11 protein-coding genes are annotated in these 13,589 nt (G+C 72.1%); 8 read left to right on the top strand and 3 right to left on the bottom strand.

Going from position 1 to position 13,589, the window contains the following annotated elements; all coding sequences use genetic code 11:
* The first annotated feature begins 36 nt into the window (after window positions 1-36).
* Window positions 37-501 carry a hypothetical protein gene (locus tag AB0472_RS02325; protein ID WP_366352592.1) on the top strand — a complete coding sequence of 155 codons (465 nt, stop codon included), beginning with the start codon at window positions 37-39 and terminating at the stop codon, window positions 499-501.
* A 57-nt stretch (window positions 502-558) separates the two neighbouring features.
* Here the strand turns inward: AB0472_RS02325 and AB0472_RS02320 are convergent, their stop codons facing one another.
* The gene (locus AB0472_RS02320; RefSeq protein WP_366352590.1) at window positions 559-912 is read right to left on the bottom strand and encodes a DUF805 domain-containing protein; all 354 of its coding nucleotides are present in this window, start codon (window positions 910-912) and stop codon (window positions 559-561) included.
* Between the two features lie 171 nt (window positions 913-1,083).
* On the opposite strand from AB0472_RS02320, the gene AB0472_RS02315 reads away from it, so the two are divergent.
* The 4 genes from AB0472_RS02315 (at window position 1,084) to AB0472_RS02300 (ending at window position 8,157) form a co-directional block, all read left to right on the top strand.
* Window positions 1,084-1,947: a hypothetical protein gene (locus tag AB0472_RS02315; RefSeq protein ID WP_366352589.1), complete on the top strand. Its 864-nt coding sequence runs from the start codon at window positions 1,084-1,086 to the stop codon at window positions 1,945-1,947.
* Between the two features lie 126 nt (window positions 1,948-2,073).
* Window positions 2,074-2,838 carry a TIGR03936 family radical SAM-associated protein gene (locus tag AB0472_RS02310; RefSeq protein ID WP_366352587.1) on the top strand — a complete coding sequence of 255 codons (765 nt, stop codon included), beginning with the start codon at window positions 2,074-2,076 and terminating at the stop codon, window positions 2,836-2,838.
* 276 nt (window positions 2,839-3,114) lie between these two features.
* A complete protein-coding gene (locus tag AB0472_RS02305) occupies window positions 3,115-7,101 on the top strand; it encodes an Rne/Rng family ribonuclease (protein ID WP_366352585.1) in 3,987 nt (1,328 codons plus the stop codon).
* A 261-nt stretch (window positions 7,102-7,362) separates the two neighbouring features.
* On the top strand, window positions 7,363-8,157 hold the full coding sequence (locus tag AB0472_RS02300) for a class I SAM-dependent methyltransferase (RefSeq protein ID WP_366352583.1): 795 nt from the start codon (window positions 7,363-7,365) through the stop codon (window positions 8,155-8,157).
* 64 nt (window positions 8,158-8,221) lie between these two features.
* Here the strand turns inward: AB0472_RS02300 and rfbC are convergent, their stop codons facing one another.
* Window positions 8,222-8,815, bottom strand: a complete 594-nt coding sequence (rfbC, locus tag AB0472_RS02295) for a dTDP-4-dehydrorhamnose 3,5-epimerase (RefSeq protein ID WP_366352582.1) — start codon at window positions 8,813-8,815, stop codon at window positions 8,222-8,224.
* Between the two features lie 47 nt (window positions 8,816-8,862).
* The gene (locus AB0472_RS02290; RefSeq protein ID WP_366352580.1) at window positions 8,863-10,896 is read right to left on the bottom strand and encodes a glycosyltransferase family 2 protein; all 2,034 of its coding nucleotides are present in this window, start codon (window positions 10,894-10,896) and stop codon (window positions 8,863-8,865) included.
* Between the two features lie 348 nt (window positions 10,897-11,244).
* Here AB0472_RS02290 and rplU point away from each other — a divergent pair, with 348 nt between their 5' ends.
* The 3 genes from rplU (at window position 11,245) to obgE (ending at window position 13,423) form a co-directional block, all read left to right on the top strand.
* Window positions 11,245-11,565: a 50S ribosomal protein L21 gene (gene rplU / locus AB0472_RS02285; RefSeq protein ID WP_007381993.1), complete on the top strand. Its 321-nt coding sequence runs from the start codon at window positions 11,245-11,247 to the stop codon at window positions 11,563-11,565.
* A gap of 14 nt (window positions 11,566-11,579) precedes the next feature.
* Complete coding sequence (gene rpmA / locus AB0472_RS02280) at window positions 11,580-11,834, top strand: 50S ribosomal protein L27 (protein ID WP_030779398.1); 255 nt, start codon at window positions 11,580-11,582, stop codon at window positions 11,832-11,834.
* Between the two features lie 149 nt (window positions 11,835-11,983).
* Window positions 11,984-13,423: a GTPase ObgE gene (gene obgE, locus AB0472_RS02275; RefSeq protein ID WP_366352578.1), complete on the top strand. Its 1,440-nt coding sequence runs from the start codon at window positions 11,984-11,986 to the stop codon at window positions 13,421-13,423.
* The last annotated feature ends 166 nt before the right edge of the window (window positions 13,424-13,589 follow it).

Below are 13,589 nucleotides of genomic sequence, written 5' to 3'. Positions count from 1 at the left end.
ACGGAACGCGGGCGGACCACGGGGGAGTCGGCGGACATGGAACTGGAACTTGGTTACGACCTGCTGGGCAGACGGCTGCGCAGCATCGGCGAGGTCGAGATCGGCTACGGCCGGTGGGGCGGCCGGCCGCGCACGCTCGGGCCGCACCCGCTGGAGTACGACCTGCTGGGCAGCCGGCTGCGCCGGATCGGCGACGTCGAGATCGGCTACGGCCGCCTGGGCGGCGTCCCCAGGACGTTCGGGACCTGGGACGTCGAGTGCGCCGCCTGGTCCGGGATCCCACGGCGGATCGGGCCGTACCCGATCGACCACCCGCGGCTCAGCGGCCGGGTGCGCGGGGTCGGCCCGCTCTCTGTGGAGTACGACCTGCTGGGCGGGCGGCCCCGCCGCGTCGTCCTGCCCGCCGGTCTGCGGGCCCTTCCCGACGACCTCCTGCGCGTCCTCTTCCTGGTGCTGTTCCTGCAGACCGAACGCAGCAAGAAATCGTCGTCCGCCGCGTAGCGGAAACCGGCGAAGGCCCGCCGGACGGTTCCGGCGGGCCTTCGGGGTGTCTGCGGGTCAGACGGCGGCCGCGTACTTCGGGTTGACGCCGTACTGGTTCTCCTCCGGCTTGCCGTCGGAGGCGAGCCACACGAGCACGAAGATCCAGCCGACCAGCGGGATGATGCCGACCAGGATCGCCCAGCCGGAGCGGCCGGTGTCGTGCAGCCGGCGGACCGCGACGCCGAGGCTGGGCAGGAAGACCGCGAGGTCGTAGATCGCCGCGAGGGCGGAGAAGTGGATGGCCGCGCCGACGGCGACGAGCACGATCGCGATGATCACGTTGATCAGCGTGAACATCCAGTATTCCTGCCTGCGGGCGCGTCCGCTGAACACCACGTACTTCTTCAGGACGTCCAGGTACCAGTTCATTACTCGTCCCCCCGGGGATCAAGGCTTGATTGTCCGCACAGCAAATCAAGCCGGGATGGCCGGTTCCATTCATATTGGCGTGCGCGGGTCAACCGTTACCTTCTCGCTGCCGTTCGGTGATCAAGGGCGACCGAACGCATCCGCGCGGTACGCGATAACGTCCCTCCGGCCATGGACATGCAGAATCGGCCGCAGCGGCCGCCACAGTCACGGCCACAGTCGCGGCCGCCGTCGCAGCACCCCGAGGGATGCCTGGTCGTCGCGATCAGAATCCCCGTGCGGATCTTCGTCTTCCTGGTCGTGCTGCCGGTACGCCTGCTCTGGGACGCGTTCGCCGCGACCGCACGGTTCCTGTGGCGGTACGTCCTCGCGCCGGTGGGACGCGCGGCCGGCCTGGTCCTCCACGCGCTCCTCGTCGTCCCCCTGGTCTGGCTGTACCGCCACCTGCTCACCCCCCTCGGCCACGCCCTGCGGTGGTTCCACGCGCGCGTGCTCACCCCGATCGGCCACGCGCTCGTACGGCTCCTCACGCCAGTCGTGAAAATCCTTGAACAGGTGCTCGGGATGCTCGGCACCGCCCTGTACCGGATCGCGCGCGTCCTCCTCGTCCTGCCCGCCCTCGCCGTGTGGCGCTGGCTCCTCGTCCTGCCCGCCCTCGCGCTGTGGCGCTGGATCCTCGCCCCGGCCGGCCGAGTCCTCGGCATCGTCCTGCGCGAGACCGGGGAGGCACTCGGCCATGCCTGGCGGGCCGCCGGGTACGTCGCACGTGCCGTCGGACGGGTGATCGGGACCCTCTTCCGGTGGATCTTCCTGACGCCCGCGCGATGGATGTACCGGACCGTCCTCACCCCGGTCGGGCACGTCGTCCGCGACCTGGTCCTGCACCCGGTGGCCGAGGCCGCACGCGCGATCGGCCGTGCCGTCCGCCAGGCCCGCGCCGACCTCCGCCGCGCCCTCTTCGGCGAGCCGCGGCCGCCCGCGCCCGTGAACCGCCGGGAACCCACGGGCCGCGACACACGTACTCTTGATGAGTAGCAGTGCACAGCCGTACGGCCCCGGCGGTACGGCCCCGCACGACCACGCACAAGAACGCACGAGAACCACGAAGGACTGACGACACTGGGCAAGCGACAGCCCGAAGGCCCGCCGCCCGCTCCCGCGGTGCAGCGCATCCGACTGCGCTACACCAAGCGCGGCCGCCTCCGGTTCACCAGCCACCGTGACTTCCAGCGCGCCTTCGAGCGTGCGCTGCGCCGCGCCGAGGTGCCCATGGCGTACTCGGCGGGGTTCACACCGCACCCGAAGGTGTCGTACGCCAATGCCGCACCCACCGGCACGGGCAGCGAGGCCGAGTACCTGGAGATCGCGCTCACCGCACCCCGCGACCCGGAGCGGCTGCGCGCCCTCCTCGACGAGTCCCTGCCCGACGGGCTCGACATCGTCGACGCGGTCGAGGCGCACACGTCCGGACTGGCCGACCGGCTCACCGCCTCCGTGTGGGAGCTGCGGCTGACCGGCCAGGACCCGGCGGAGGCCGAGAAGGCCGTCGCCGCGTTCAACGCCGTCGAGTCCGTCGAGGTCCAGCGCACCACCAAGAACGGCGTCCGCACCTTCGACGCCCGCCCCGCCGTCGTACGACTTGAAACACAGAGTGAAACGGCTGATAGGCCGACCGACCAGCCCTGTGCGATACTGCGGCTGGTTGTTCGGCACGTGACGCCTGCCGTACGACCCGACGACGTCCTGTCCGGTCTCCGCGCCGTGGCCGACCTGGCGCCGCCGGTCCCCGCAGCGGTGACCAGGCTGGCGCAGGGGCTGCTCGATGAAGAGACCGGCACGGTGACCGACCCGCTCGCGCCCGACCGCGAGGCAGCGGAGGCCCTCTCGAAGGCCGAACCGACTGCCGCCGCGACGGCGCCGGCGTAAGGAAGGTCCCGCGAAGGACGGACGTCGTAGCGCCGCCCTCGTACTCGGGAGCCACCTGGGTCGGGCAGCGCACCGACCAGAAGACTTTCGCCAGGCCGTCCGCGACAAGGCGTACGGAACCGGCGAGACAGGACACAGAAAGCTCCTGTGCGGCGCCCGCGCCCCACACGGCGGCACCGCGCATCGCGCGAGCCGTGGACGTCACCGGCGGTCGCTCGAACCGATCGACGCCGGACCAGGCGCGGCGCCCGGGAGCCTGACGGGAGAAACGCCCGCATGCTCGAACCGACCGAGCCCACCGAGGGCTCCGAACTGAACACCCCCAGCGACACCCTGCCGCCGCGCAGGCGTCGCCGTGCCGCGTCCCGCCCCGCGGGACCGCCCGCCGGGACCGAGGCCGTGGCCGAGACCACCGTGCCGGCCATACCGGCCGCCGAGGGCGACACCCTCGAATCCGCCGCGGACGCGACGGGCGAGGTCACAGAAGAGGCCACGGAGACCGCTGACACCGTCGAGGCCGCCGAGGAGGCCGCGCCCGCTCCGCGGACGCGCCGCCGTGCGACCCGCCGGGCCTCCGCACCCGCCGGAGCCCCCGCCGAGGCGGCGGAGGCCGCGGAGACCGTCGTGGCCGCTGCCGCTGCCGTCACCGAGCCCGCCGAGAGCCCGGCCGCGGTCGAGTCCGCCGCCGACGGCGTCGAGGAGGCCGCGCCCGCTCCGCGGACGCGCCGCCGTGCCACCCGCCGGGTCTCCGCACCCACCGCCGACCCCGCCGAGGCGGGCGAGGAGGCCACGGCCGTCGCCGCCGAGGCCGTCACCGAAACCGCCTCCGAGGCGCCTGAGGCCGTCGAGGCTCCCGAGGAGACCGCCTCCGTCCCCCGTACCCGCCGTCGCGCCACCCGCAGGGTGTCCGCGCCCGCCGGTGCGCCCGAGGCCGCCGCCGAGGCGCCGCAGGCCGTGGCCACCGAGACCCCGGCCACCGAGGTCGTCGAGGTGGCCGAGGCTGTCGAGGCCGAGACGCCGCGCCGCAGGCGGCGCGTCGTCCGGCAGGCCGCCACCGGCTTCTCCGAGCCCGCCGCACGGGCCGACGCCGAGGAGGAGCCGCAGCGCCGCCCCGCCCGGCCCGCCGTCGCCGTCTTCCAGGCGCCCGTGTTCACCGAGCCGAAGTTCCAGACCCCCGAGCGCGCCGCCGCCGAGGCCGCCGCCTTCGCCGCGGGCACCGGCGAACCCGAGGAGCCCGCGGCCGCCCCGGCCGCCGCCGCACCCTCCGCTCCCGCGGCCGCCGCCGCATCCGCCGGTACGGCGTTCGCCGCCGAGCCGACCGAGCAGGCCGAGGCCGGCTCGCGCCGTCGGCGCCGCCGCCGGGGCGCCGCCGAGGAGGCCCCGGTCACCGAGACCGCCGCCGAGGACGAGACCGACGAGCCGGAGGAGTCCGCCGAGGACCTCGCCGACGGCGACGGCGAGGACGAGGCCGAGGAGTCCGGCTCCCGCCGGCGCCGCCGTCGCGGTGGCCGGCGCCGCCGCCGCGGTGACGCCGCCGACGGCGAGGGCGCCGACGACGGCACCGACGAGGTCGCCGCCGAGCAGGCCGAGCAGGATGCCGAGGACACCGCCGAGCAGGAGGAAGAGGACGACGAGGAAGGCCACGACGAGGCCGGCCTGTCCTCCTCCAGCAGCCGCCGTCGCAGGCGCCGCCGCCGGCGTGCCGGGGACACCCCCGACACCGAGCCCGGCGACGGCGACCCGGAGCGCACGGTCGTCAAGGTCCGCGAGCCCCGCAAGCCCTCCGAGCCGTCCGACGAGGTCCAGTCCATCAAGGGCTCGACCCGCCTGGAGGCCAAGAAGCAGCGCCGCCGCGAGGGCCGCGAGCAGGGCCGCCGCCGCGTCCCGATCATCACCGAGGCCGAGTTCCTCGCCCGCCGCGAGGCCGTCGAACGCGTGATGGTCGTACGCCAGCACGGCGACCGCACCCAGATCGGCGTCCTGGAGGACGGCGTGCTCGTCGAGCACTACGTCAACAAGGAGCAGTCGACCTCGTACGTCGGCAACGTCTACCTGGGCAAGGTCCAGAACGTGCTGCCGTCGATGGAGGCCGCCTTCATCGACATCGGCAAGGGCCGCAACGCCGTCCTCTACGCCGGCGAGGTCAACTTCGAGGCGCTCGGCATGGCCAACGGCCCGCGCCGCATCGAGGCCGCCCTGAAGTCCGGCCAGTCCGTGCTCGTCCAGGTCACGAAGGACCCGATCGGCCACAAGGGCGCCCGCCTCACCAGCCAGGTCTCCCTCCCCGGCCGTTACCTCGTGTACGTCCCCGAGGGCTCGATGACCGGCATCAGCCGCAAGCTGCCCGACACCGAGCGCGCCCGGCTGAAGACCATCCTCAAGAAGATCGTCCCCGAGGACGCGGGCGTCATCGTGCGCACCGCCGCCGAGGGCGCCAGCGAGGACGAACTGCGCCGCGACGTCGAACGCCTCCAGTCGCAGTGGGAGGACATCCAGAAGAAGTCGAAGAACGGCGGCAGCTCGAATGCGCCGTCGCTGCTGTACGGCGAGCCCGACATGACCGTCCGGGTCGTCCGCGACATCTTCAACGAGGACTTCTCCAAGGTCGTCGTCAGCGGTGACGAGGCCTGGGAGACCGTCCACGGCTACGTCTCGCACGTCGCGCCCGACCTCGCCGAACGGCTGTCGAAGTGGACCTCCGAGGTCGACGTCTTCGCCACCTACCGGATCGACGAGCAGCTGTCCAAGGCGCTGGACCGCAAGGTCTGGCTGCCCAGCGGCGGTTCGCTGGTCATCGACCGGACCGAGGCGATGGTCGTCGTCGACGTCAACACCGGCAAGTTCACCGGCCAGGGCGGCAACCTCGAAGAGACGGTGACCCGCAACAACCTGGAGGCGGCCGAGGAGATCGTCCGCCAGCTCCGGCTGCGCGACCTCGGCGGCATCATCGTCATCGACTTCATCGACATGGTCCTGGAGTCCAACCGGGACCTGGTGCTGCGGCGCCTGCTCGAGTGCCTCGGGCGGGACCGTACGAAGCACCAGGTCGCCGAGGTGACCTCGCTGGGGCTCGTCCAGATGACCCGCAAGCGCGTCGGACAGGGCCTCCTGGAGTCCTTCTCCGAGACCTGCGTGCACTGCAACGGCCGGGGCGTCATCGTCCACATGGAGCAGCCCAGCTCCGGTGGCGGCGGTGGCGGCGGCAAGCGCAGGAAGCGCGGACGCGGCGGCGACGGGCACGACCACGACCACGACGTGCACGAGACGCACGAGACCCACGAGGTCGTGGCCGACGGGGCCGTCGAGCACGCCGAGGCCGTCCACGCCGTCGAGACGGCGGCGGAGGTCGCCGCCGAGGCCGCCGGGCCCGTCGCACTGCCCGCGCCCGACTTCGCGCCCGACGAGGAGCTGTACAGCAGCGTCGCCGAGGCGGAGGCCGCGGCCGGCCGCGGCCGTAGCCGCCGCCGCGCGAGCCGCAGGGCCTCGGCCCCGGCCGGCGCGCCCAGGGGCCGCACGGCACGCACCGGCACCGAGTCCCCGGCCGCCGAGGCCGGGGCGCCGACCGCGCAGGACGTACCGGCCGCCGTCGAGGCGGAGCGTCCGGTGGTGCCGGAGCCGGCCGCCGCGGCGCACGCCGAACCGGTCGCCGCGGAGGACCCGGTGATCGAGGCCCCGCAGGCCCCGGCCGCCGAGGAGGCCGCACCCACGGGCCGTACGCGTCGGCGCGCCACCCGGAAGGTGTCGGCACCCGCCGGCTCCCCGGCCGGTGCCGAGGCGACCGTGGTCACGGTCGTCGCCGAGAGCGCCCCGGTCGCGGAGACCGTCGCCGAGGCGGTGACGGAGTCCGTCGCCGCTCCGGCCGCGGAGCCCGCGGCCGCAGCCGCCGAGAGCGCCGCTCCGGCCCGCCCACGCCGCCGTGCGGTGCGCAAGGCCACCGCGCCGACCGCGTCCGAGGAAGCGGCCGTCGTGGTCGTGCCCTCGGCCGAGACGCCGGCTGCGGAAGAGGCCCCCGCCGGGGCCGCTGAGGCCGCGGAGTCCGTCCAGGAGGGCGTCGAGGAGGCAGTTCCGGCCAAGAAGACGGCCCGCAAGACGGCCGCCAAGAAGACCGCTGCCAAGAAGACGGCCGCCAAGAAGACCGCTGCCAAGAAGACGGCAGCGAAGAAGACGACGGCCAAGAAGGCGGCCAAGACCGCCAAGACGGCCGCCGCCAAGTCGACCGCGAAGAAGACCACCACGGTCACCACCGCCTCCGACGAGAGCTGACGGCCACGGCCCACGTAGCGACGAACGGCTCCCGGTCCCAGGACCGGGAGCCGTTCGCATGTGCACCTCCCCTTGCACAGCGTGACCGTCCGGACGGGAACGGTAGCCGGGACGCCGGGATGCCGGGTAAGAAAATCCTCACCCGCCCCCCGGTTCACAGGGAACACCCGGTAAATTGACGGGAAAGGTTACGCACCTGCCTGTCAACGAGTAACTTCGCCGGGAACCCGAACAGCGGAATCACGACGAAAGGCCGCTTGAGTGAACCGTCATGAACTGTTGCGTGGACTGCACCATGTCTATCGCCCGCGCAACTATCTGGAAATCGGCGTCAATGACGGTCGTAGCCTGGCGCTTTCACGTGTCGCGTCCGTGGCGATCGACCCGGCCTTCAAGGTGGTGACGTCGATCAGCTGCGACGTCCACCTGGTCCAGTCGACCAGTGACGACTTCTTCGCCCGCAAGGACCCTCTGGTGCACCTGCGGCGGGGCCGCAACCCCTTCCGCGCCCTCGCCCGCCGCGACCCGCTCGGCGTGCTCGGCGGCGATCCCACGCTGGAACTGTCCTTCATCGACGGCATGCATCTCTTCGAGTACGCACTGCGCGACTTCATGAACGTCGAACGCCACTCGAACTGGTCGAGCGTGATCGTCCTGGACGACATGCTGCCCCGCGACGTGGACGAGGCGGCACGCGACCGGCACACCAAGTACTGGACCGGCGACGTCTACAAGCTGGTCACGGTCCTGCGGAAGTACCGCCCCGACCTGGTCGTCCTCGAGATCGACACCGCCCCGACCGGTGTCGCCGTCGTCTTCGGCGCCGATCCGCAGAACACGGTCCTCAAGGAGGCGTACGACGACATCCTCAAGGAGTACGTCACCCCGGACCCGCAGACGGTCCCCGACGAGGTGCTGGTGCGCAAACACGCCGCACGCCCGGAGGCGCTGCTCGCGGCCGACTTCTGGCCCGCCCTGATCCGGGCCCGGAACCTGCGCCGCCCACGCGCCGGCTTCGAGCGGCTGCGCGGGCAGATCGCGGCCCTGGGCGGCTGACCGGCAGCACGACAAGCACGAGGGGCCTCGCGGAAGATCCGCGAGGCCCCTCGTCGTACCGGTCTCAGGCGCGCAGCTCCGCCAGGTAGGCCTGGCACGCCTCGTACGACGGCAGCAGACCCTCGGCCTCGGCGACGGCGAGGGACGGCGCGGCGGCGTCCTTCTCGGACAGCACCGGGGCCAGGTCCGACGGCCACTCGATGCCCAGCTCCGGGTCGAGCGGGTGGATGCCGTGCTCGCGCTGCGGGGCGTACCCCTCGGAGCACAGGTACACCACGGTGGCGTCGTCGGTCAGCGCCATGAAGGCGTGCCCGAGACCCTCGGAGAGGTAGACCGAGTGGTGGTCCACGTCGTCCAGCCGTACGGCCTCCCACTGCTTGTACGTGGGCGAGCCGGTACGGATGTCGACGATGACGTCCAGCACCGCACCCCGCACGCACTTGACGTACTTGGCCTGGCTGGGCGGCACGTCGGCGAAGTGGATGCCGCGCAGGGTGCCGCGGCTGGAGACCGAGCAGTTGGCCTGCGCCAGGTTCAGGCGGTGACCCGTGGCCTCCTCGAAGTCCGCTCCCCTGAACCACTCGTGGAAGCTCCCGCGGGCGTCCGGAAAGACCTTCGGTTCGTGGATCCAGGCGCCGGCGATGCCGAGCTCCCGCATGTCGATCACATCCTTGTCGTGGTGCGTGTCCGTGGTGGGTCCGGCGGTCAGCCGGTCAGCTTCGCCGCCAGGCCGCGCAGCTTCCTGCGGGCCGGTGCGGGCAGCCTGCGCACGACCGGACCGCCCACGGCGCGCAGCCGCCGCCGCAGGGCCGCCTTGCGGCGCTTGGCCAGCGTCGTGCGCACCAGTTCGGCATCCACCTCGGGCAGGGTGTCGTCGAGCCGCAGCCGCCCGTTGCCGCGGACCGTCACGGTGCCCAGCGGCAGGGCCGGGGCCTTCTCGCCGTCCAGCCGGGCCGCCAGGTTCCAGCGGCCCGCGGGCACCGACCCCGCGCGCGCGGGAACGGCGATGTGGGCGCGGCCGGCCACGTTGCGGATCTCGGCGGACACCACGTGCGTACGGTCGCCGTCCCCGGAGCTGAGCACCAGCTCGGTCCTGGCCGGCGCGGTCTTCGGACGGGTGAACACGTCCAGGCGCAGCTCCGGGCGGTTGCCCGGCATCCGCTGCACGGGGCGGTCCTCCAGGTACGGCGCCAGCTTCTTGCTGCGGCGCGCGACGTCCAGGGTGAGGTTGCCGTGCGGGTCGGTGAAGTACGGGATGACCGGACGGGCGGGGGAGCCGAGCAGCGCGGGACGCAGCTCCGTCTCCACACCGGCGACGCGGTCGGCACCGAGCCGGGCCTTGCGGACCAGGCCGAGGCCCCGGACGCTGACCCAGATGTCCCAGAAGCCCTTGGAGACCGGGCCGCGCCCCTTCACGCCCTGGGGGCTGACCACGCCGCTGCCGCGCAGGACGACCTCGCAGGCGCCGTCGCCGAGGTCCTCGACGTGCGAGGTGAACTCGGCCGCGCACGGCCACTCGACGGCCGTCTCGCGGTTGCGCAGCGACATCTCGGCCCTGAACTGGTCCATCTCGTCCGTGACGTCGACCAGCTCACCGGCCTCCAGCACGTCCTCGACCAGCTCCGGGTGCAGGTAGAAGCGGCCGTCGCGACGCAGCAGGCGGACCGGTTCGGCGTCGTCGCCGTGCACCAGCCGGGCGCTGAGGGTGACGGCCAGCTTGCCGTCGGGCCGCCACTCGGCCGTCTCCAGCCGGGTCGCGCCCTTGACGGAGGTCCCGAAGCGGGCGAAGCGCACCAGGCCGTCGCCGTCGCCGCGGCCCAGCAGCGTCGAGCGGACGCGGGTGAGGCCGCCGAGCCCGTCGCGCACGCCCTCGCCCATGTACTCCTCGGCCAGCGGCTGCACGGCCTCCAGCATCTCGCCCAGATAGGCCTCGTCGTACTTGAGGACGCTGGGCTCGCTGAGCCGGCCGAGCATCTCCACCCGGTAGAAACGGCGCAGCAGCAGGTCGCGGAAGTCACCGGGCTCGGTGTTCGCCATGACGACGTCGAGCACCTCACGGAGGTTCCCGTAGTAACCCGACGGGATGATGCGCGCGGAACCCGCGTTCTGGCCGTCGTCGCGCTTCGAGTAGTAGTAGCAGGTGTAGCTGCCGAGGATGGAGACGACCTTCGCGGGGAAGTACGCCTCCATCATGTACAGCTGGTCCTCCAGGCGCCGCTTGCCCTCGGGATAGGCGATCCCGTTCTCGCGCAGGAACTCCGTGCGGAACATCTTGTGCGGCGTGAGGCTGTCGTACAGCGGCGCGTCGTGGATGGTGCACTTCTCCCGATCCACCTTGAAGACGCCGTGCGGTACACCCCGGAAATTGCTGGCCACCTTGCCGATGACGATGTCGGAGCCGTTGCGGTGCCCCATCTCGTACAGCCGGCGCAGAGCGTCGGAGGCGAGGTAGTCGTCCTGGTCGACGAACTGGACGTACTCGCCCTTCGCCTCGCCCACGCCGATGTTCCTCGGCTTGCCGGGCCAGCCGGAGTTCGGTATGTGGATCACCCGGAAATGCGGATGCTGCTCGGCGAGGGCGTCCAGCTCCGCGGGGCTCTCGTCGGTCGAACCGTCGTCGACGAACAGGACCTCGAACTCGTTCGCGGGAAGCGTCTGCCTCAACAGGGAGTCGATGCAGGGTTGGATGTACTTACCCGGGTTGTACACCGGGATGATGACGCTCACCTTGATCGACATCTCTGTTACCTGGCTCCAGTTTTGGGATGCAGACTGCGACATTAATGATCCGTGTACAGCCGGTGATCAACTGATGCACGAGTGGAGGTCACAGGGTAACCGCAGCCGCTTCCCAGGAGCGACCGGGTCGGCGGCAGCACCGGCCGCGCCGACCGGCACGAGCCCGGTTTGACCGCCTCCGCGCGGCCCCGTAACCTTGACCGTCGGCGTGTCCATGGATATGAGGACGTGCCACATCCCCGTAAACCTCTTCCTCCGGAGCACACCCTGTTCCCGGAGAGGCCGCCCGCGTTCGCCGGACGGCTGGACTGCGGGGGTGCCGTTCCCGAGCGAGAGAGTGAGATCCGCGTGTACGCCATCGTGCGCAGCGGTGGCCGCCAGCACAAGGTTGCTGTCGGTGACATCGTCGAGGTTGACAAGATTTCCACCGCCAAGGTTGGCGACACGGTCGAGCTCTCGACCCTGCTCGTTGTCGACGGCGACGCTGTGACCAGCGACCCGTGGGTCCTGGCCGGCATCAAGGTCCAGGCCGAGGTCGTGGACCACCACAAGGGCGTCAAGATCGACATCCTTCGCTACAAGAACAAGACCGGCTACCGCCGTCGTCAGGGCCACCGCCAGCAGTACACGGCGATCAAGGTCACTGAGATCCCCGCGGCTGCGAAGTAAGGGACTGAGGAGAGATGGCACACAAGAAGGGCGCATCGTCCACCCGTAACGGTCGTGACTCCAACGCGCAGCGCCTCGGCGTCAAGCGCTTCGGCGGTCAGGTCGTCAACGCGGGCGAGATCCTGGTCCGTCAGCGCGGCACCCACTTCCACCCGGGTGCGGGCGTCGGCCGCGGCGGCGACGACACGCTGTTCGCGCTGCTGCCCGGTGCGGTGGAGTTCGGCACCCACCGTGGCCGCAAGGTCGTGAACATCGTTCCGGTCGCCTGAGCCCGAGTCTCAAGGCCCAGACCGAACGTTTCGCGAGGCGGACCTCACTTCCCGATCGGGAAGGCGGGTCCGCCTTTCGCGTGTTGACATTGGCAGTACCCGTACGCCCCCAGCCTTCGGCCGGGGGGACCCCCAGGAGGCACAGCACCATGACCACCTTCGTGGACCGCGTCGAGCTGCACATCGCCGCGGGTAACGGAGGCCACGGCTGCGCCTCCGTTCACCGGGAGAAGTTCAAGCCGCTCGGCGGCCCGGACGGCGGCAACGGCGGCCGTGGCGGCGACGTCACCCTGACCGTCGACCAGTCGGTGACGACCCTCCTCGACTACCACCACTCGCCGCACCGCAAGGCCACCAACGGCAAGCCCGGCGAGGGCGGCAACCGGGCCGGCAAGGACGGCCAGGACCTCGTCCTGCCGGTCCCCGACGGCACCGTCGTGCTCGACAAGGCCGGCAACGTCCTCGCCGACCTCGTCGGCCACGGCACCTCCTACGTCGCCGCCCAGGGCGGCCGCGGCGGCCTCGGCAACGCGGCCCTCGCCAGCGCCCGCCGCAAGGCCCCCGGCTTCGCGCTGCTCGGTGAGCCCGGCGACCTCGACGACATCGTCCTCGAACTCAAGACCGTCGCGGACGTGGCACTGGTCGGCTACCCGAGCGCCGGCAAGTCCTCGCTGATCTCCGTGCTCTCCGCCGCCAAGCCGAAGATCGCCGACTACCCGTTCACCACCCTGGTCCCCAACCTGGGCGTGGTGACCGCCGGTTCCACCGTCTACACCATCGCCGACGTGCCCGGCCTCATCCCCGGCGCCAGCCAGGGCCGCGGCCTCGGCCTGGAGTTCCTGCGCCACGTCGAGCGGTGCAGCGTCCTCGTCCACGTCCTCGACACCGCGACCCTGGAGTCCGAGCGCGACCCCGTCTCCGACCTCGACGTCATCGAGGAGGAGCTCAAGCAGTACGGCGGCCTCGGCGACCGGCCCCGCATCGTCGTCCTCAACAAGATCGACGTGCCCGACGGCAAGGACCTCGCCGAAATGGTCCGCCCCGACCTGGAGGCCCGCGGCTACCGCGTCTTCGAGGTGTCCGCGGTCGCTCACCTCGGCCTGCGCGAGCTGACGTTCGCACTCGGCGACCTGGTCGCCAAGGCCCGCGCCGCCAAGCCGCAGGAGGAGGCGACCCGGATCGTCATCCGGCCCAAGGCCGTCGACGACGCCGGCTTCACCGTCACCCAGGAGGACGACGGCCTCTTCCGGGTGCGCGGCGAGAAGCCCGAACGCTGGGTCCGCCAGACCGACTTCAACAACGACGAGGCCGTCGGCTACCTCGCCGACCGCCTCAACCGCCTCGGCGTGGAAGAGCGGCTGATGAAGGCGGGCGCCCGGGCCGGCGACGGCGTCGCCATCGGCCCCGAGGACAACGCCGTGGTCTTCGACTGGGAGCCGTCCATGATGTCCGGCGCCGAGATGCTCGGCCGCCGCGGCGAGGACCACCGCTTCGAGGAACAGCGCCCCGCCGTGCAGCGCCGCCGCGACCGGGAGGCGGAACGCGACGAGTCCCTGCGGGAGTACGGCGACTTCGACCCGTTCGAGTAGCACCGCCGCCTCCCCGCTCCCCGGGGAGCACCGGCCGACCCACCACCGGACCCGGGGGGGGGGGGGGGGGCCGGCGCGCCGGCCGCGGGGGGGGTGATTGGGGGGGGGGACGACAAGAGGGGGGGGGGGCGAGACGGAGAAGGGGGGGGGGGCGGGGGGGTGGGAC

The organism is Streptomyces sp. NPDC086777 (assembly GCF_040702065.1).
Taxonomy (GTDB): Bacteria; Actinomycetota; Actinomycetes; order Streptomycetales; family Streptomycetaceae; genus Streptomyces.
This window is presented reverse-complemented; position numbering and strand designations above follow the sequence as displayed.